The 18998-nt window shown below is 70.3% G+C and carries 15 protein-coding genes; 8 read left to right on the top strand and 7 right to left on the bottom strand.

The genetic code is table 11. From position 1 onward, the window contains the following. Positions 1-4: 4 nt before the first annotated feature. The 3 genes from ACFKCF_RS04695 to ACFKCF_RS04685 all read right to left on the bottom strand — a co-directional run bounded on the left by ACFKCF_RS04695 (position 5) and on the right by ACFKCF_RS04685 (position 3873). A complete protein-coding gene (locus ACFKCF_RS04695) occupies positions 5-136 on the bottom strand; it encodes a SapB/AmfS family lanthipeptide (protein ID WP_103955008.1) in 132 nt (43 codons plus the stop codon). Positions 137-139: 3 nt separating this feature from the next. Next, complete coding sequence (lanKC, locus tag ACFKCF_RS04690) at positions 140-2653, bottom strand: class III lanthionine synthetase LanKC (RefSeq protein WP_394490959.1); 2514 nt, start codon at positions 2651-2653, stop codon at positions 140-142. A 125-nt stretch (positions 2654-2778) separates the two neighbouring features. Then, the gene (locus tag ACFKCF_RS04685) at positions 2779-3873 is read right to left on the bottom strand and encodes a sensor histidine kinase (RefSeq protein ID WP_394490957.1); all 1095 of its coding nucleotides are present in this window, start codon (positions 3871-3873) and stop codon (positions 2779-2781) included. Positions 3874-4125: 252 nt separating this feature from the next. On the opposite strand from ACFKCF_RS04685, the gene ACFKCF_RS04680 reads away from it, so the two are divergent. Both ACFKCF_RS04680 and polX read left to right on the top strand, forming a co-directional pair. Next, positions 4126-5094: an aldo/keto reductase gene (locus ACFKCF_RS04680; RefSeq protein ID WP_394490955.1), complete on the top strand. Its 969-nt coding sequence runs from the start codon at positions 4126-4128 to the stop codon at positions 5092-5094. 39 nt (positions 5095-5133) lie between these two features. Next, a complete protein-coding gene (gene polX, locus ACFKCF_RS04675) occupies positions 5134-6813 on the top strand; it encodes a DNA polymerase/3'-5' exonuclease PolX (protein WP_394490953.1) in 1680 nt (559 codons plus the stop codon). A 251-nt stretch (positions 6814-7064) separates the two neighbouring features. Here the strand turns inward: polX and ACFKCF_RS04670 are convergent, their stop codons facing one another. After that, positions 7065-7487, bottom strand: coding sequence for a YkvA family protein (locus tag ACFKCF_RS04670; RefSeq protein WP_394490951.1), 423 nt, complete (start codon positions 7485-7487; stop codon positions 7065-7067). Between the two features lie 83 nt (positions 7488-7570). Between ACFKCF_RS04670 and ACFKCF_RS04665 the strand changes: the two genes are divergently transcribed. From ACFKCF_RS04665 to ACFKCF_RS04655, 3 genes are all read left to right on the top strand, one after another. Continuing rightward, positions 7571-8680 carry a serine hydrolase domain-containing protein gene (locus tag ACFKCF_RS04665; protein ID WP_394490949.1) on the top strand — a complete coding sequence of 370 codons (1110 nt, stop codon included), beginning with the start codon at positions 7571-7573 and terminating at the stop codon, positions 8678-8680. Between the two features lie 521 nt (positions 8681-9201). Next, complete coding sequence (locus ACFKCF_RS04660) at positions 9202-10248, top strand: sulfite oxidase (protein WP_394490947.1); 1047 nt, start codon at positions 9202-9204, stop codon at positions 10246-10248. A gap of 143 nt (positions 10249-10391) precedes the next feature. Beyond that, complete coding sequence (locus ACFKCF_RS04655) at positions 10392-11984, top strand: wax ester/triacylglycerol synthase family O-acyltransferase (protein ID WP_394490945.1); 1593 nt, start codon at positions 10392-10394, stop codon at positions 11982-11984. Here the strand turns inward: ACFKCF_RS04655 and ACFKCF_RS04650 are convergent. Further along, entirely contained in the window at positions 11922-12467 is a 546-nt protein-coding gene (locus ACFKCF_RS04650; protein WP_394490943.1) for a TetR/AcrR family transcriptional regulator, read from the bottom strand. The genes ACFKCF_RS04655 and ACFKCF_RS04650 overlap by 63 nt on opposite strands. 125 nt (positions 12468-12592) lie before the next feature. Between ACFKCF_RS04650 and ACFKCF_RS04645 the strand changes: the two genes are divergently transcribed. Beyond that, positions 12593-13522, top strand: a complete 930-nt coding sequence (locus ACFKCF_RS04645) for an aldo/keto reductase (RefSeq protein WP_394490941.1) — start codon at positions 12593-12595, stop codon at positions 13520-13522. Between the two features lie 29 nt (positions 13523-13551). Here ACFKCF_RS04645 and ACFKCF_RS04640 read toward each other — a convergent pair whose 3' ends face one another. After that, complete coding sequence (locus tag ACFKCF_RS04640) at positions 13552-14562, bottom strand: polyprenyl synthetase family protein (protein ID WP_394490939.1); 1011 nt, start codon at positions 14560-14562, stop codon at positions 13552-13554. Positions 14563-14842: 280 nt separating this feature from the next. Between ACFKCF_RS04640 and ACFKCF_RS04635 the strand changes: the two genes are divergently transcribed. Together ACFKCF_RS04635 and ACFKCF_RS04630 are read left to right on the top strand one after the other, a co-directional pair. After that, positions 14843-16222 carry a cytochrome P450 gene (locus tag ACFKCF_RS04635; RefSeq protein WP_394490937.1) on the top strand — a complete coding sequence of 460 codons (1380 nt, stop codon included), beginning with the start codon at positions 14843-14845 and terminating at the stop codon, positions 16220-16222. Then, positions 16219-17784: a prenyltransferase/squalene oxidase repeat-containing protein gene (locus ACFKCF_RS04630; RefSeq protein WP_394490935.1), complete on the top strand. Its 1566-nt coding sequence runs from the start codon at positions 16219-16221 to the stop codon at positions 17782-17784. Before ACFKCF_RS04635 ends, ACFKCF_RS04630 begins: the two co-directional genes overlap by 4 nt. Here the strand turns inward: ACFKCF_RS04630 and ACFKCF_RS04625 are convergent. Next, the gene (locus ACFKCF_RS04625) at positions 17781-18767 is read right to left on the bottom strand and encodes a terpene synthase family protein (protein ID WP_394490933.1); all 987 of its coding nucleotides are present in this window, start codon (positions 18765-18767) and stop codon (positions 17781-17783) included. The genes ACFKCF_RS04630 and ACFKCF_RS04625 overlap by 4 nt on opposite strands. Positions 18768-18998 lie beyond the last annotated feature (231 nt).

Below are 18998 nucleotides of genomic sequence, written 5' to 3'. Positions count from 1 at the left end.
CGGATCAGTGGCACAGAGCGACACTGAGGTTGCTGGGCTTGCCTGAGTGACACGAGAGAACCGTCAGCGTGCTGCCGCCGCTGGCGACGTCGCTGGCCGCGGGAGCCTCGAGACCCTGCAGGTCGAGAAGTACCATTCGTTACACCTCCTTCCGGAGCTCGTCGGGGGCGAGCCGCTCGGGAGCGGCCGCCAGGAACGGCAGGTGGCCAGGCTGGTCGCCCAGAGCCGTGCCGAGGGCGAAGAGCACGCCCGCCGTCCCGGTCGCGAAATCCATGGAGAGGCGCAGCAGCTGGTCGCCGGGGAAGGCCAGTCCCCCGCCGTACGGCAGCGCGTGCCATCTCAAGCCCTTGACGTGCTCGCGCGAGTCGCCCGCGCGGGCCGCGAGCATGCCCGCGCGGCCGGTGAACAGCCCCGACTGGACGAAGAATCCGGCGTGCCCGGCCAGCCGCAGCTCGGCCAGCGCCGTCGCGAGCTCCTCGTCGTGGTGGTGCGCGAGGTAGCGCTCCAGCACGAGGGCGATGCCGGCCGACCCCTCGTCCAGGTACGGCAGCAGCCGCCAGCCCTGGTTCACCTGGAGCGAGCCGTCCACGGAGTGCCGGCAGCGCCGCAGGTCCTGCCGGAGCGCGGTCGCCGCCAGGTCGAGCAGGGCCCGGTCGCCGGTGTGCTCGTACGCGTGCAGGAACAGCAGCGCGGGCCCCGAGGAGCCGTACATGAGCCCGGCCCTCGGGTGGGGGCCGCCGCTGAGCTCGGGGACGGGTTCGGCGAGCCGCTCGGCGCAGATGTCCACGGCGCGCAGGGCGAGGTCGGCGCGGCCGAAGTGGAGGAGGTTGAGCCCGATGCCGGACAGGCCGGAGAACAGCGCCGACTCCATCCGCTCCCATCTCTCGCGCAGGCAGGCGTCGACCAGCTCGTGCGCGGGCTCGTGGTGTCCGAGGAGGTCGAGGACGTACGCGATGCCGTGCAGCCCGTCGTACAGGCCGAGCCCGGAGCCCTGGACGGGGCGCAGCGCCCGGTCGCGTAACCAGCGCTCGTACTCGGGGAACGGCCCGAGTCCCGCGCGGTGGAGCGCGAAGAGCACGCCGGCCGCGCCGTAGGCCAGGTTGAGCCCGCCGCCCGGCTGGAACTGGGCCACGTCGCCGGGGAAGAGCCGGTCGTCGCGCGCGGGCGTGGCGGCGGCCACGATGGCCCGGCACATAGCGTCCCGTAACTCGGGCCAGGTCTCCGGCATGGTCACGGGGTCGCCGTCCCCGCCGATGGCCGCGACGGCGGTGTCCACCGCCGCCGGCGGCACCGGGAACGTCTCCTTGACGATCTCCCCCAGCTGGGCCGCCTTCGCCCGGTGCAGCGGCAGCATGATCGTGCACTGCGGCGCGAACAGGCCGAGCCGCAGGCAGGCCAGCGCGTAGCGGTCCACGTCCACGCCCTGGCGGTCGGGGGGCGCGATGAAGGCGGGGTGGGCCAGCGCGGCGCGGCCCCCGTCCTCGACGAGGGTGGCGACCTCGTAGTCGATCAGCGCCACGCGGCCCTCGGCGGTCAGCAGGATGTTGTCCGGATGCAGGTCGCCGAAGACGACCCCGCGCTCGTGCAGCGACTCGACGGCCCGCTCCACGTTCTCCAGCGTCTCGACCGCCCATGCCGTGTAGTCGGCCAGGTCCGGCTCGGTGCGGTCGGCCCGGGTCAGCGGGTAGCGCTGCACGAGCCGCCTCTGCAGCGGCGTCCCGTCCACGAACTCCTGCACGAGGAATTCGTGCTCGCCCAGCGCGAAGTAGTCGCGCAGCGCGGGCGCGGCGGGCAGGCCGGAAAGGCGCCGGAGGATGTCGCGTTCGTGGCGGAGCCGGGTGACGGCGTCGCGTCCGGCCGCGTCGAGCCCGGCGTGCGGCCTGGCCTCCTTGAGCACGACCCGCTCCTCCGTACGCGTGTCCCGCGCGAGGTAGACGCCGCCGCCGTTGGAGAAGTGCAGCACGCTCTCGACCCGGTACGGCAGCCCGGTCGTCGTCACGGCGTTGCGCGCGGCCAGATGCGGCTCCAGGAACCCGGGCAGCGTCGTCCACGGCGGCACCGAGAACGTCGCGCCGCGCACGTCGGGCACCAGCCGCCCGTCGCCGTCCTCGACGGCCAGCACGCGCTCGCCGGAGCCGGACAGGCAGTGCCGCTCGGCGAACCCGCCGTACCTGACGAACAGCGGGCCGGCGCCGTAGCGCAGGTCACTGAGGATGTACGGGCCTTCGACGTCGCGCAGCAGCTCGTCGAGCTCCTTCAGGACGAGCTCCAGCTGGTCCTCGTCCCTCGGGTAGACGGTGATCAGCTTGCCGCTGGACGCCCGGGAGGCGGCCTTGGAGTTGACCATGACGAGCACGGGGGTGCCGCGCAGGAACTTGAAGGCGATCCGGCGCTGGACGCAGTAGTCCCACACGGCGGCGATGGCCTGTTCGGCGTCCTCCACGCGGGCGGACACGTGGATTTTCCAGCCTTGGGCGGGCAGGGGCGGCTCGTTGTCGGGGGCGTAATAGCACCACGTGTCGGTCAGGGCGGTCGACCAACCGTCGGGCAGGGGTTCACGCAGAATGGGAAAGTCGGCGTCTTCGGCCGTGCCGTGTTCGAGTGAGTCGTAGAAACGCGGATCCACCAGGCAGTACAGCTCGTACTTGTCCATCTGGCGCCGACCTCCAAGGCGATGTCCTTTAGAGATTGCCGCCGGCGACCCGTTACGGTCTAGTTACACATAACAACACCCAAATATGGTTATTGAAAGTGCATTTGTGAGTTTTTCACAATAGGTTATTTTTTTCGTGGGACGTACGCGCTGAAGGTGAACTGCCCGGTCCGGGAGGACGTGGCCTCGAGCCAGCCGCCCAGGCCGGAGACGCGTTCGGCCAGGTTCAGCAGGCCCTGTCCCGTGTCGGACGGGCGGCGTGGCGGGCGCACCCCGTCGTTCCTGATCGTCAGGCGGACGAGCTTGTCGCGTTCGAGGAGCTGAATCGAGCACTGGCGGGCCTCGGCGTGCCTGAGGACGTTCGTCACGCCTTCGCGCAGGGCGTGCGTGAGCGCCTCCTCCACATCGCCCGGAAGGTCATGGCAGGACATCTTGATCTGGCAGCGGACCCGTACCGACTCCAGGAGGGAGCGCGCCGAGCCCAGCTCCGCCGCCAGGGAGGAGCTGCGCAGGCCGTGGGCGACGGCCCGGACGTCGGTGGACAGGCTGCGCAGCAGCTCCACCGTCTCGGACGCCTCGTCCTGCGCCCGCTTGTCGCCCTCGGCCATGAGCCGCTCCAGGAGCTGCGCCTTGAGCACCAGGACGGTGAGCCGGTGGCCGACCAGGTCGTGCAGGTCCCGGGTGAAGCGGCGGCGCTCCAGGGCGACGGCCTCGCGCATGACGTCGGTACGCGCCTTCGTCAGCCCCGTGACCCGCTTGCCCAGCCTCACCAGCGTGTACTCGACGACGCCCAGCAGCGGGGCGGCGAGCGCCCAGGCGGGCTCGATCATCGCCTGCTCCGGCGCGGCCAGCATCACCGGTCCGCAGGCCAGCGCCAGCGCCACCAGCACGATCGAGCGGATCCGGCCCGCCGTCTCCAGCAGCGCACCCGACAGCAGGGCGCACACCGGGGTCCACGCCGCGCCGAACACCGTCAGCGGCAGGTACGTCAGCCATGCCTGCACGGCCACGATCCACCACGCGCCCGCCCGCCGTACCGGGGTCTCCATGATGAACTTGACGTGCAGCGTCAGCAGGACGAACAGCGTCACCCCGCCCGCGATCCCCATCCCCGACCGCACCAGCCCGATCTGGACCGGCACCGTCACGCCGACCATCCCCGCCGCCAGCCCGAGGCCGCCCAGCCAGCCGGGGTTGTTCAGTTTGGAACGTGCCCACAACAGGAGTGCACGGTGTGTGCCTTCCACCTCACCCCCGGTATGCGGTTGGAGCGCCGGATCCGGCCGTGTCGCGAGAGCCCGCCCGCCGTTGTCTCGCTCCCCCCTAATCGACCCGATCAGGCTCGCCCCTGTAAAGGTCGTTGCCGCTTTTGGACACCCGTGACTTCCCGTCGGACCGCCGGTTAACCAGACCAATGCGTTCCCTCCCGCAGGTGCGGCGAACCACTGCAAAGCCGACTCTATGGTGGGCATATGGAATACACCCGACTTGGCAACACCGGTTTGAAGGTCTCGAAGATCTGCCTGGGCATGATGAGCTACGGCGACCCGGCCAGGCAGGAGTGGGCTCTGGCGCGCGAGGAGGCCGAGCCGATCATCCGCAGGGCCGCCGACGCGGGCGTGACCTTCTTCGACACGGCGGATGTCTACAGCCAGGGCGCGAGCGAGACCGTGACGGGCGAGGCCCTGCGCGCGATCTTCCGCCGTCGCGAGGACTACGTGCTGGCCACCAAGGTCTATTTCCCCATGGGCAGGGGCGTCAACGACCAGGGCCTGTCGCGCAAGCACATCCACGCGGCCGTCGACGCCTCGCTCCAGCGGCTCGGCACCGACTACGTGGACCTGTACCAGATCCACCGGTGGGACGACGAGACGCCCATCGAGGAGACCATGGAGGCGCTGAACGACGTGGTCAGAGCGGGCAAGGCCCGCTACATCGGCGCGTCGAGCATGTGGGCCTGGCAGTTCTCCAAGGCCCAGCACGTGGCCGAGAAGAACGGCTGGGCGAAGTTCGTCTCGATGCAGAACCACTACAACCTCCTCTACCGGGAGGAGGAGCGGGAGATGCTGCCGCTCTGCGCCGACCAGGGCGTGGGCGTGATCCCGTGGAGCCCGCTGGCGCGCGGCGTGCTGGCCAGGGCCGGCTCCGCCACGACGACCGCGCGGACCGGGTCGGACGAGCGCATCGACTTCCTGTACGACCCGGAGAACGACAAGGCGATCCTCGACCGGGTGGCGCGCGTGGCGGCGGAGCGCGACCTGCCGGCCGCCCAGGTGGCGCTGGCCTGGCTGCTCCACCAGCCGGCCGTGACCGCGCCGATCGTGGGGGCCACGAAGGACCGGCACGTGGACGACGCGGTGGCGGCCGTGTCGGTGTCGCTCTCGGAGTCGGAGCTGGCCTTCCTGGGCGAGCCGTACCGGCCCCGTGAGGTGCGCTTCTGACGGTCCCGGATTGTCGGGGCCGACCTTTAGGGTTGTGCCATGCGGGCAAATGAGGAGGCGGCGTCGGCGCTGCAGGAGTACGCGGAGCTGTTCGCGCTCTGCGGCGGCGACGCCTTCCGGGTGCGGAGCTACCAGAAGGCGGCCAAGGCCATCGCGGGGTTCCCCGAGGACATCTCGGTGGTCGACGTGCGCGGCGTCCCCGGGGTCGGCGAGGCGATCGCCAAGAAGATGGAGGAGTTCCTGCAGCGCGGGAGCTTCCGGCAGCTCGACGACCTGCGCGGCCGGGTGCCCGACGGCGTGCGCGCGCTGACGCGGGTGCCGACGCTGGGGCCCAAGACGGCGATCATGCTGTTCGAGGACTACGGCATCGACTCCACGGTGGCCCTGCGCGAGGCGATCACCTCCGGCCGCCTCGACGGCGTCAAGGGCCTCGGCGCCAAGACGCTGGCAAACCTGCTCAAGGGCATCGAGCAGCTCGAGCAGTCGGGCCGCCGCGTCCACGTCGGGGTCGCCATGTCGCTGGCCGAGCAGGTGATGGCCTCGCTGGAGGCCGAGCGCATCGCGTACGCGGGCTCGCTGCGCCGGATGAAGGACACCATCGGCGACATCGACATCCTCGCGGTCGCCCCCGAGTCCATCATGACCGCCTTCCGCGCCCAGCCCTACGTCGCCGAGGTCATCGCGGCGGGCGACAAGAAGACCTCGATCCGCACGACGTCCGGCATCCAGGTCGACCTGCGGGTGGTGCCCGCCGAGTCGTGGGGTGCGGCGATGCAGTACTTCACGGGCTCCAAGGAGCACAACGTCGCCATCCGGGAGATGGCGGTGAAGAGGGGCTGGAAGCTGTCGGAGTACGGGCTGTTCGAGGGCGAGCGGGTGATCGCCGCCGCCTCGGAGGAGGACATCTACGCCGCGCTCGGCATGCAGTACGTGCCGCCGCCGATGCGCGAGGACGGCGGCGAGGTCAAGGCGGCCCTGCGGGGCGAGCTGCCGGAGCCGGTGGAGCTGCACGACCTCAAGGGCGACCTGCACACCCACACCGACCTGACGGACGGCATCGCCTCGCTGGAGGACATGGTGGCGGCGGGGCACGCCCGCGGCTACGCCTACTACGCGGTCACCGACCACGCCCCCGACCTGGCGATGCAGCGGATGACGCTGGACAAGGCGCTGGAGCAGCGGGAGCAGGTGGCCGAGCTCCAGCAGAAATATCCCGACATGCGGATCCTGCACGGCACGGAGCTCAACATCGCCCCCGACGGGTCGGTCGACTGGCCCGGGGAGGTGCTGGCCGCGTTCGACGTGTGCGTGGCCTCGGTGCACTCGCATTTCGGGATGTCGCGCGACGAGATGACCCGGCGCTTCATCGCCGCCTGCGAAAATCCGTACGTGGACATCATCGGGCACCCGACGACCCGCAAGATCGGCAAGCGTCCGCCCGTGGACGCCGACTGGGACGCGATCTTCCGGGTGGCCGCGCGCACCGGGACCGCCATGGAGATCGACTCCTTCCCCGACCGGTCCGATCTGCCGTCCGACCTGGTGCGGCTGGCCAAGCACCACGGGGTGAAGTTCTCGATCGACAGCGACTCGCACGCGATCCCGCACCTGGCCAACCAGCGGTTCGGGGTGGGGCTCGCCCAGCGGGCCTGGCTGACCACGGACGACGTCATCAACACCTGGCCCCTGGACCGGCTCCTGGCATTCCTCGGCCGCTGACACCCGGCCGGCCGGTCGGCGGGCCGGCTGGGCGCGGGCGGCTTTCCGGCCAGCCTGGCCTTCGACTCGCCTGGCCTTCGACTCGCCTGGCTCTCCAGCCGGCCTGGCCTTCCGGCCTGCCCGGCTTTCGGCGGGACTGGCTTTCGACTCGCCTGGCTCTCCGGCGGGCCTGGCTCTCCGAGCTGCCTGGCTTTCCGGTGCGAGTGGCGTCGAGGCGGGAGGGTGTTGGAGCCGGTGGGTCAGCCGGCGGATCAGCCGGGGCGTTCGCTCAGGCCGGTGAGCCGGACCAGTGCGGCGAGCCCGTCCGCGCTGCCCGGCCAGTGCCGCTCCACGGCCGCCATTCCGGCCCGGCGGACGACCGATCGCAGGACGGCGGCGACGATGATGGCGTCGTCGGCGTACCCCAGCACGGGGATGAAGTCAGGGATGAGGTCGAGGGGGAAGGCCAGATAGGCCAGCAGCAGGCCGAGCTGGATCCGTACGCCACGCGGCAGGGTCCGGTCGGCGGCCAGCCGCCGTACGAGCCGCAACATGTCCGGCAGGAGCCGCAGCGACTCGCGCAGCAGCCCGCCACGCGGGCGGATCACGGCCAGCGCGACGACCAGCGCCAGCCACGACACCGCCAGCGCGACCACCAGGCCGATCACCAGATCCCACCACCACGTACCGGTCACGACTTCTCACCCTCCTTCGCCGGAAACGGCCAGGAAACGCCCGCCGCCCTACAAAGGATCCCGCACCTCACGAAGGGATCATCATGAACCACGCCATTACGACACGCCTCGCCGGCCTGGCCTGCGCGATGCTGACGTTGGCCGCCGCCACGCCCGCGACCGCCGCGACCTCGGAGGTCGGTGACGTACAGCAGGCCCTGGACGTACTCGCCCGGACCAGCGGGGTGGTGGGGACGATCGGGGAGGTGTATGTGGACGGGAAGCGCGTCGGCCAGGGGTCGGCGGGTTCGCGGCTCCTCGCAGGCAAGGGCGGGCGCGTCCCCGCCGGCTCCCGCTACCGGATCGGTTCGCAGACCAAGCTGCTGACGGGGACGGTGGTGCTCCAGCTGGTCAAGGAGGGCAAGCTGGGGCTGGAGGACAAGCTGAGCGACCTCCTGCCGGAGGCGGCGAGCCAGGACATCGTGGAGCGAGCCGACGAGATCACGGTACGGCAGCTGATCCGGCACACGTCCGGCATCCCAAACTGGTTTACTCCCGATCTGGTCGACATATACGACTTCACCACCTATTACCCGCCGATCGACCTGGTGAAGAAGTCACGCAGCCAGCCGCGTACCGGGGAGCCGGGCGAGAAGTTCTCCTACTCCAACACCAACTACACGCTGCTCGGCATGATCATCGAGAAGGTGACCGGCCGCTCGCTGGCCTCCGAATTCGCCCGCCGGCTCTTCGTCCCGCTCGGGATGAGCCGTACGTACCAGGCGGTCAAGCCGCCGCAGGGCATCGAGGGCCCGCACGGGCACGGCTACAGCACCGACGCCGAAGGCAAGGTGCACGACATGGACCGGCTCAATGCCAGCTACGGGAACGGCGCCGGAGGCGTGATCTCCACCTCGCGTGACATCAGCGCGTTCTACCGCGCCTTCAACCAGGGCAAACTCCTCCCGACGGCCCTGCAGAAGCTGCTCACCGACCCGCCGGCGAACGTTCCTTCCCAGCCGCCCCTGTGCGGCGGCGACCCGCAACTGCGGGTGACCGCGGGCGGCACCGCCAGCTTCACCTCCGTCACCTTCAGCTCCACTGACGGCCGCATCCAGTTCGCGACGTCCACCACGACGAACACCGAGAACCCCGCCGCCATCAGCCGAGCCATCAACCATGCGGCGGAAGCCGTCCTCTGCCCCGGCAAGTAGAACCGACCGCCTGCCGCCCACGCGCCCCCGCGAAAGCCAAGGCCCGCCGCCACCGCCGACCGACCCAGGCAACACCGCACCCAATCCAGCCGACCCCAATCCCGCCGACGAGCAGGCGCGACTCGCCGACTGAAACGCACAGCCAGCTGCCACCCGCGCCACCCCCGCCGCCCTGCGTCTGCCGGGCACGGTGGGGCGTGGTGCAGTGGGGCGGGCACGGCGGAGCGGGCGCCGTGGGGCGGGGCGGGGGGCACGGCGCAGCGGGGCGGGAGACGGCCGACCCGCGCTTCTCGCATGCCGCCGCCTACGGTCCCAGCGAGCCGACCGGGCGCGGGACGGTTGGGTGCGGGGCAGCGGGTGTCGATGTCGGTGGAACTGGGCTGGCGGGGGTAAGGGGCGGGTGGAGGGATGGAACGTTCCCGTGCTGGTCGGACAGAATTCGGCAACGAGGGACGCCCAGGACAGCCTGAAGGGATTAAATGGTTTACAGGTAGGAAATAGCTCTTACGGAGGCGGTGTCCATGAAGCAAGCACTGGCGACGATCGTGAAGCCGCTGCCCGACCACCTGTTCCGGGTGCACGGCGCGAGCGCGGAGATGCGGTGGGAGGCTATGTCGGGCCAGGGATACCACACTCCGAACGACCGGTTCTTCGTGCGCAACCACACCGCCACGCCGATCATCGACGCCACCACCTGGCGGCTGCGGCTGCACGGGGCGGGCGTTCGATGTCCGCGCGAGTTCAGCTACGACGAACTGCTGGCCATGCCGTCCCGTACGTTCGACGTGGCGATCGAGTGCGCCGGGAACGGGCGGCGCTTCTACGGCACGCAGCAGCACGAGGCCGCACCCGGCACGCAGTGGGGGCTCGGGGCGATCGGCGTCGCGCGCTGGCGCGGGGTGCCGCTGAAGTACCTGCTCCAGCAGGCCGGCGTGCTTCCGGGCGCGGTGGACGTGCTGGCGACCGGGCTGGACGCGCCGTTCGAGGGCTACGGGCACGTACGCCGGCCGCTGCCGATCGACAAGGCCATGGACGACGTACTCGTCGCCTATGAAATGAACGGCGAGCAGCTGCCCCCCGACCACGGATTTCCGGTGCGACTGGTGGTGCCGGGATGGGTGGGAATAGCGTCGATCAAATGGCTGGGTGAAATAGAAGTTTCAACGAAAGAGCTCCGCACGCCGTGGAACACGGTCTTTTACCCGGACGTCACGACACAGCCGGTGAAGAGCGCGTTCGAACTCGCCTGGAATGCGCGCCTGCCCCGCTACGGTCCGCACATCGTGCGCGGACGGTCATGGTCGGGGCAGGGCAGGATCGTCCGGGTGGAGGTCAGCTTCGATGCCGGGCTGAGCTGGCGGACGGCCGAACACCACGGACAGCACCTGGTCAGCGCCTGGCTGCCCTGGCACATTTCATGGGCTCCCCGGCGCACGGGAGCGCACGCGCTCATGGCGCGGGCCACCGACGAGAACGGAGTCACCCAGCCCCTGGTCACGCCGCGTCATCCGTTCGGGTACCACTTCGACGCGGTCGTACGGCATCCCGTCGACGTCGTCAATGGATAGATAATTGTCACCGACCGAGACTGAGCTGGACATTCGCTAAATGCTGGTACGGCGCACCTGAATTCATCTGAAAGACTCTCGCGGAAACCTTCCAGAAATCCCGTCGTGCGATGCTGCACGGATCACGGGAAAAAGGAGAGCAGATGCGCCAGCTGACCGCACTCGACGCCCAGTTCCTCAATGTCGAGACCGCGACCACCGCCGCGCACGTCGCCGGTCTGGCGATACTCGACCCGGCCGACGGCGCGGTCAACAAGGCCGCGCTGGCAGAGCTTCTCCTCGAACGCCTGCACCTGTCGCCCGCGCTCAGCCTCCGGCTCGCCGAGGTGCCGCTCGGGCTGGACCATCCGTACTGGGCGGAGGACCTCGAGTTCGACCTCGGCAACCACCTGTTCGAGCTGACGCTGCCCGCTCCGGGGGACGACTGGCAGCTTGCGGACGCGGTGGCGGAGATCCACGCGCGGCGGCTGGACCGGGCGCACCCGCTCTGGGAGATGCACCTGATCAACGGGCTGACGGACGGACGGGTGGCCGTCTACACCAAGGTCCACCACGCCGCCATCGACGGCGTCTCGGGCGCGGAGACGCTCGCCACCCTGCTCGACCTCACCCCGGACGGCCACCTCAAGAGGCGCGACCTCCCGACCGCGAGCGCCGACCGCCTCCGCCGCCCCGGCCGACGGCCGGCGACCGCCCCCGTCCACGCCGCGAACGACACCCGCCCCACGACCACCCCCACCCACGCCGCAAACGACACCCGCGCCCTGGCGGACGTCCCCGGGCTGGCCGCGATGCTGGCCGGGGCGGCCATGCGCACGGCGACCCACCCGGTGCGGGCCGTCCAGTCGGTGGTCAGGGCGGCCGAGGACCTCGACGCCATCCCGCTGGCGGCAGGCATCCCGGGCGCGAAGCTGATCGCCAAGGCCGCCCGGCTGGTCGCCGGTGACCGGCACGACCGCCCCGAACTGCCCAGCCTCGCCGTCCCCCGCACCCCGTTCAACGGCCCGATCAGCGCCCGCCGGCACCTGTCGTTCGGCTCGCTGTCGCTCAAGGACGTCAAGAACGTCGCCAAGGCCCACGGCATGAGCGTCAACGACGTCGTCATGACCCTGTGTGCCTCGGCCCTGCGGTCGTGGCTGCGGGAGCGCGACGCGCTGCCGGAGACGCCGCTGATCGTCGCCGTCCCCGTGGCGATCCGTACGGCCGGCGCCAAGGACCTGGTCGGCAACCAGATCTCCGCCATGGTCGCCCCCATGCCCACCAACGTCCCCGACCCCAAGGAGCGCCTCCAGGCCGTCGGCTCCGTCATGGGCAGGGCCAAGCGGCGTTTCGCGCTGGCCCCGGCGACCTGGCTGAGCGAGCTGTGCTCGGTGCTGCCCGCCCCGCTCACCAGCCTGGCCACCCCGGCGATCTTCCGCCTTGCGGGCATGGCGTTCCCGCCCATCAACCTCATCATCAGCAACGTGCCCGGCCCGCAGTTCCCGCTGTATCTGTGCGGCGGGAGGGTGCTGTCGTACTACCCGCTGTCCGTGCTGACCGACGTGAGCGGCGGCCTCAACATCACCTGCTTCTCCTACGACGGCATGCTCGACTTCGGCATCGTGGCCTGCCCCGAGCGCATGGACGACGTGTGGGGCCTGCTCGGCCACCTGCGCACGGCGCTGGATGAGTTGTTAGACGAGCGAGTGGGCGATGAGTTCCGCGACGGCGTCGGGATCGATCTGGTGACCGGTTAGCTGGCAGAGATTTTCCTGGTAGAGCAGGATGGCGGCGAACGTGGCCGCCGCCACCTCCAGCCTGGCCGCGTCCCCGCGCGCCCCGGGCAGCGCCAGCTCCAGCGCGAACCTGGAGCGCCTGATCAGCTCGCCGTTCAGCCGCCCGAGCCGTTCCTTGACCGAGCCGTGCGTGTCGGCCTCCCTGAACAGGATGCGCCGCATCGCCGGCGAGGCCCGCAGCGGCAGGCCGCGGGCGAGCTTGGACAGCGTCCGCGCGGGATCGCCCGGCACGGCGTCGACCTCCCGCCCCTCCTCGACCAGCGTGCGCTCGTCGACCAGGGCCACCAGGACGTCGATCTTGCGCGGGAAGTAGTGGAAGATCAGCCCTTTGGGCACTTTCGCGAGCCGCGCGATGACCGCGGTCGGGGTGGCCTCGTAGCCGCCGCCCGCGAACAGCTCCTCGGCCGCGTCCAGGATGCGCGTGCGCGCGTCACCGATCACCACAGCTCGCACCATAGCGTCACCCGCGACCGCCCCGCCATCCCGCGGAAGCGAGACCCACGTGTCCACCCGCCGCCGATCGGGGGGTGCCATCGGGCCTGCTCAAGGGCGGTGCGGATAATGGCGGAATGAGATCGATAGGCACCACGGAGCTGTCCGTTTTCCCGATATCGCTCGGTACGAATGTCTTCGGCTGGACCGCCGACAAGGAGTCCTCCTTCGCCGTCCTGGACGCGTACGTCGAGGGTGGCGGCAACTTCATCGACACCGCCGACGTCTACCCGTACTGGGTGACCGGCGAGTCCACGTCCGAAATGATCATCGGCGAGTGGATGCACGTGCGCCGCAACCGCGACTCGCTCGTGCTCGCCACCAAGGTCGGCATGCTGGAGGGCCTGACCGGGCTGGCGCCGGCGACGATCCGGACGGCGGTTGAAGACTCGCTGCGCCGGCTGCGTACCGACTACATCGACCTCTACTGGGCACACGTGGACGACCACGACACGCCGCTGGTGGAGTCGCTGGCGACGTTCGACGCGCTGGTCCACGAGGGCAAGGTCAGGTACGTCGGCGCGTCCAACTACGGCGCGGACCGGCTGGCCGAGGCTCTCAAGATCTCCAGCGACGAGGGGCTGACCCGGTATGTGGCGCTGCAGCAGCAGTACAACCTGGTCGAACGCGGCTACGAGGGCGAGCTGCGGGACGTGGTGGCCCAGGAGGGGCTGTCCAGCACGCCATACTTCGGGCTGGCCCGCGGCTTCCTGACGGGCAAGTACGCGCCCGGCGTGACGATCGACAGCCCGCGGGCCGGGCTGGCGGCCGAATACCTGCAGAAGGAGCACGGGCGCCGGGCGCTGGAGGCGCTGCTCAAGGTGGCGGCCGAGCAGGAGGTGGCCCCGGCCACGGTGGCGCTGGCCTGGCTCGCGGCCCAGCCGACGATCACGGCTCCGATCGCCAGCGCCCGTGACGTGACGCAGCTCCAGCCGCTGCTGGCCGCCGCCGAGCTGACGCTGACGGAGGAGGAGCTCACCCTCCTGGACGAGGCCTCCCGCGCCTGACGAATCGGACGGGCCGTGCCCGCAGGCCGTCAGCGGGCGCGGTCCGACAGGGAGAGGCACAGGGCGCGCAGGTCGGCGGCGTCCGGCAGGTGCTCGTCCATGACCGCCACCGCCGCCGCCACGTACCGCTCCGCCTGGGCCTGCGCGGCGGCCCGGCCGCCGGCCTCCTCGACGAGGCGGGCGGCGTGGTGCACGGAGTCCTCGTCCGAGATTCCCTCCGAGAGCAGGTCGGAGAGCTCGCGGGCGGCGGGGTGGTCGGCGGCGAGGGCCGCGAGGACCGGAAACGTCTTCTTGTCGCGCCGCAGGTCGGAGTGGACGGGCTTGCCCGTGACGCGCGGCTCGCCCCAGATGCCCAGCATGTCGTCGACGATCTGGAACGCCACCCCGAGATCGCGCCCGGTCTTCCACATGAGGTCGCCGAGTTTCGGAGCGCCGCCCAGGACCACCCCCGCCGCCGCGGCGGCCCCCAGCAGGCCGCCCGTCTTGCCCGCGACCATCTCCGTGTATTCGGCGATCGTGACCGCCTTGGGCCCGCGCCACGGCCGGTTCTCGAAGGCCATGTCCGCGGTCTGCCCGTTGACGAGCTCGATCAGCGCCGCCGACAGGTAGGTCATCGCCTCGGGCCGTCCCGCGAGCTGGCTGACGGCCAGGGCCAGGAGGGCGTCGCCGGTCAGGAGCGCCGGCCCCACCCCGTACGCCTTCCAGAGCGCCTCCCGGTGCCGCCGCCGTTCGTCGTGGTCGATGATGTCGTCGTGCGCCAGCGAGAAGGCGTGCACCAGCTCCACCGCCACCGCCGCCGGGAGGGCCGACTCGGCGGTGCCGCCCACGGCCTCGGCGCTGAGTATCGCGATGGCGGGCCGCACCCCCTTGCCGCCGTCGCCCTGGTGCGGCCTCCCGTCAGCATCCGACCAGCCCAGCGCGAACGCGGCCATCCGGGCGCCCCACGGATGCAGGACCGAGACAGCCTCGCGCAGAGCCGGTTCGAGCAGACCCCGGCAGCGGGCCACAGCGCCGCCGCCCAAAGGATGGCTGAGATTCAAACGGTGCTCCTACCCCGGTACGATCTTGAATCTACATGCACAAGCATGTGATACTCCACCCATCAATTGACATTTGTCAGGAAATGTCCACGGCGCGAGACGGACACGGTACGCGATGGAGGAAGCACTCGTGGCGATGGATGCCACCCCCTTCGACACAGAAGGACCGCCGCTATCCCTCCCAAACTACGACAAAGCGGACAAAATCCTAGTAATTACGATAAATAGCCGTCTAGCTGGCTCTTAGTCGTCTCTCGCATGTGGATCGAGGATCGCCGCCATGTCGTACGCCACGGAAACCTCCGTGACCAGCCCTCAAGTCGTCCCCTTTCATCGAGCCATCCGCCGGCTGGTGAAAGACCCGGTCGCCGAACTGGCCAGGATGGGCACCGAGGCCGCGGGACAGGTCGTCCGGGTCGATCTCGGCCCCTTCCGTCCCTATCTGGTCTCGCATCCGGACCATGTCCAGCAGGTACTCACGGCACAGTGGAGCAATTTCACCCGCGACGGCATGTTCTGGCGGCCAGTACGGCGCGTGACCGGCCGGGGCATCCTGCGCGAGGGCGACGAGTGGGTGACCGCCAGGAAGATCCTCCAGCCGCTCTTCACCGCCAGGTACACGGCCAATCTGGCCGAGGACATGGCCGACGCCATCGCCGAGCGCGTCCACGGGCTCGAGATCCACGCGCGGACGGGCGAGCCGATCGACGCCGCCGACCAGATGACGGCGATCATCAACCAGGCCGTGGTCAAGGTCCTCTTCGGCGGCCGCATCTCGCGTGGCACCGCCGAGCGGCTGGCGCCCGAGTTCGCCACCTGTGCCACGTCGATCGCCTTCCGGCTGCTCTTCCCGTTCGTGCCGTACTCCATCAAGGTCCCCGGCGATCGCGCGTACCTGAGAGCCATGAACAACATCGACGAGATCGTCTACCCCCTCATCGAGCAGGCGCGCCGCGAGGGTGCGAGCGAGGGGAGGACCGACCTGATCTCGGTGCTGCTCGCGGCCAGGCTGGGGCCGGACGGCAAGGGCGATATGCGGCAGGTCCGCGACGACCTGGTGAGCATGTACGCCACGGCGACGGAGACCACGGCGACGTCGCTGACCTGGCTGTGGGCTGTACTGCACGAGCATCCCCACGTCAGCGCCCGGCTCCACGAGGAGATCGCCCGCGTGGTGGGGAGTGACCCGGCACGGCCGGAGCACGTGCCCCGGCTCGCCTATCTCAACATGGTTCTGCAGGAGCTGTTACGGCTGTATCCGGCGGGCTGGCTCATCCCCCGCCAGGCGGTGTCGGACGCGGAGATCGGCGGTGTCCGGATCAAGGCCGGATCGCAGGTTCTGATCAGCCCGTTCACCACCCACCGTCTCGCGGAGTTCTGGGACCGGCCTCTGGAGTTCGACCCCGGGCGCTGGGCCGGTGACGGCGCCACGCCCAGGCACCGCTACGCGTTCTTCCCCTTCGGCGCCGGACCCCACTCGTGCCTTGGCCAGAACCTGTTCCGCATCGAGGCCCCGCTGGTCATCGCCAACCTGCTGAGCAGGTACCGGTTGGCGGTGACCAATCCCCAGCCGCTCACCGCCCTGCCGGGAGCCTCGGCGCGGCCGAAAGAGCAGATCATGCTGCGGCTGGTGCCGATCGAGCGGAGCGCCCGGTCATGAGCAACGCAAGCGTGACCGCCGAAGCGACGACCGACGCCGCCGCTCTCGCCGCCGAACTGATCGACAGCCTGATGCTCAGGCCGTGGGGACAGGTCTCGCCGTCGGTCTACGAGACCGGCCGAGTGGTCGCGCTGGCCCCCTGGCTGACAGGTCACCAGGAGCGGATCGAGTACCTGACCGGCACCCAGCGCCAGGACGGGGCATGGGGCGCGCCCGACGGGTACGGTCTCGTGCCGACCCTGAGTGCCACCGAGGCGATCCTCACCGCGCTGGCGCGCCAGGACCCGGGCACGGACCCCGATCGCCTCACCCAGGCGGCGGAGCGGGGCCTGCGTCTGCTCTCCGCATGGCTGCGCGAGCCGATCGACCTGCCCGACATGCCGGCGATCGAGCACATCGTGCCCTCGCTGGTGGCCCTCATCAACCGGCACCTGCAGAACCTGCCGGGCCACGCGCCGCTGCCACTGCCCGGGGGAATGAGCTACGACGGCCTCCAACGGGTCGTGTCGTGGATCGGATCGGGGAACGAGATCCCGGAGAAGCTGCTCCACGCCCTGGAGGTCGCGGGCGAGCAGGCCGGCGGGGCGCCCAGCGTCCGTCCGGCGGCCATCGGGACCATCGGGGCGTCACCGGCGGCCACCGCGGCCTGGCTGGGCGGGCGGGCGTCGGACGGGCCGGCCCGCGATCACCTGGAGGCGGTCGTCCGGCGCCATGGCGGCCCCGTGCCCGTCGGGCTCCCCATCACCGTGTTCGAACGGAGCTGGGTGCTGAGCTGGCTCGTCCGCGCGGGCGTGCCCGTCGAGGTGCCGCCGGAGATGGTGGCGGACCTCAGGGCGGCGATCGGACCTGCCGGGACGCCCGCGGGGCCGGGGCTGCCCGCCGACGCCGACACGACCTCCGTGGCGCTGTACGCGCTGGCGCTGCTGGATGCGCCGTGCGAGCCGGAAAGCCTGTGGCGCTTCCGTTCCGGCGCCCACTTCTCCACCTGGCCGGCCGAGCAGGGCGTCTCCGTCAGCGTCAACGCGCACGTGCTGGACGCTTTCGGCCAGTACGTGGCCCGCAGGCCCGCAGCCGCACCGCTCTACGAGCAGACGATCCGCGAAGTGTCCGCCTGGGTCCGCGAGCAGCAGCGCGCGGACGGGAGCTGGATGGACAGATGGCATGCCTCGCCCTACTACGCCACTGCCAGCTGCGCCCTGGCACTCGACTCCTTCGGAGGGGACGCATCGGACGAGCCGGTGCGCGTCGCGGTCGAGTGGGTGCTGGGCACCCAGCGGCCGGACGGATCTTGGGGCCGCTGGGACGGCACCGCCGAGGAGACCGCGTACGCGATGCAGACTCTGCTGCTGACCGCAGGCCGGACGGATCCGCGGCGCCTGCGCGCCGCGGCGGCGGGTGAGGAGTACCTGATGCGCTCGACCGACAGGGAGCATCCTCCGCTCTGGCACGACAAGGATCTCTACGCGCCGCTCGCCATCACCCGCGCCGCGGTGATCGCCGCAGCGCACCTCAGCCGGCGAGCGCGAGGGCGTCCCTGGCCGTCGGACGGTGCGCCGTTCTAGTCCATGTACGCGTCCACGTCCCTGGCCAGCTCCTGAACGGTGTACGCATGCGTGTCCCTGGCCATGTACCAGCCGCCGTTGAACGCGACGTTCCTGCGCTGGCCCTCCGCGATGCCCGCCAGCGGTTCGGGCAGCGCCGCGAGGGCGGCCAGGAATGCCGCATGGAGCTCGGCGTAGTGTGCGAAGACCCGCTCGACGGCCGCCTCCGTGGGCAGGCCCGCACGCTCCAGGATGAGGACGGAGCTCGGCTTGCCCTCGCTCCTCTCCCGCTCGAATGTCCTGATGTCGTTGACGAGCCGCATGCATGCCGCGCCGAGGGAGGTCACCCGGGCGATCGAGTCCCAATGCCCGGCGTCGGCGGGAGCGGGGCCGCAGATCGCCAGGGCGGCGGCCCACCAGGTGGGGTAGAGGATCGTGAGACTGCCGTTGGACACGTACTCGTCGTACGTCGGCCAGGGCTCCTCTCCCGCCGCCCACCTGCGCTCACGCATCATGGCGGCGCCGGCCAGCTCGAGCTGTCCCCGCAGATTGGCCGCGTGCGCCGCGGCACCCGAGTGCCCGCGGAAACGAGTGCACCAGGCCTGCCAGACGCGCAGGCCCTGCCCGAGGGCGTCCTCCGCGCTCGGCCGGGCCGGTGCGCCGGAAACCATCGCGCGAAGCCGCTCGAAGAAAGCAGTGATGTCGTGATGAGACCACTGCCCCGCTATGTTGTCGGCGATGTCGTCGAAAGCGAACAAGATCGTGATCATCGTCCCGAGATCCGCGATCTGATCCGGGCGTGCCCGCGGGAAGGTAGCGGCCGCGGACAGACAACTGAAGGCCAGCCGACTGGCCGCACTGTCACTGTCGGCGAGCAGGTCCGGGTACGGGCGCACCAGCCCGGTGGCCTCCGGCACCGCGGCGAGCGCGGCCTGGAGCACGCCGCTCCGGTCCTCGTCGGGGACGCCGGCGAGCTGGTGTGCTCCGTGGAGCAGACGATCCACGAGTTCATTACTGATAGTGAAGTACGCAGGCGGGACTGGGTCGCTCACGATGGAAGGATATCTACTTTGCGTACATTTGACTAATGTTGTCAAAAACGGGATATTTGTTGGCAAAGTGAATGGTGTTGCTTGAGGGGCACCCTGAGCTGCGCTAAGGTTCCTTGATCGACGGCGCCCGGTATGCCACTGCATGTCCTGGTGGTAAGCACTCGAAATGACTTTCACAGGGTA

Origin of the sequence: Nonomuraea sp. JJY05 (assembly GCF_043496855.1) — a bacterium.
GTDB lineage: Bacteria > Actinomycetota > Actinomycetes > Streptosporangiales > Streptosporangiaceae > Nonomuraea.
This window is presented reverse-complemented; position numbering and strand designations above follow the sequence as displayed.

Coding starts and splice junctions, on each gene's coding strand:
- ACFKCF_RS04645 (WP_394490941.1), top strand. CDS start 12,593: ATGAGATCGATAGGCACCACGGAGCTGTCCGTTTTCCCGATATCGCTC.
- ACFKCF_RS04655 (WP_394490945.1), top strand. CDS start 10,392: ATGCGCCAGCTGACCGCACTCGACGCCCAGTTCCTCAATGTCGAGACC.
- polX (WP_394490953.1), top strand. CDS start 5,134: ATGCGGGCAAATGAGGAGGCGGCGTCGGCGCTGCAGGAGTACGCGGAG.
- ACFKCF_RS04665 (WP_394490949.1), top strand. CDS start 7,571: ATGAACCACGCCATTACGACACGCCTCGCCGGCCTGGCCTGCGCGATG.
- lanKC (WP_394490959.1), bottom strand. CDS start 2,653: ATGGACAAGTACGAGCTGTACTGCCTGGTGGATCCGCGTTTCTACGAC.
- ACFKCF_RS04635 (WP_394490937.1), top strand. CDS start 14,843: ATGTCGTACGCCACGGAAACCTCCGTGACCAGCCCTCAAGTCGTCCCC.
- ACFKCF_RS04630 (WP_394490935.1), top strand. CDS start 16,219: ATGAGCAACGCAAGCGTGACCGCCGAAGCGACGACCGACGCCGCCGCT.
- ACFKCF_RS04680 (WP_394490955.1), top strand. CDS start 4,126: ATGGAATACACCCGACTTGGCAACACCGGTTTGAAGGTCTCGAAGATC.
- ACFKCF_RS04695 (WP_103955008.1), bottom strand. CDS start 136: ATGGTACTTCTCGACCTGCAGGGTCTCGAGGCTCCCGCGGCCAGCGAC.
- ACFKCF_RS04660 (WP_394490947.1), top strand. CDS start 9,202: ATGAAGCAAGCACTGGCGACGATCGTGAAGCCGCTGCCCGACCACCTG.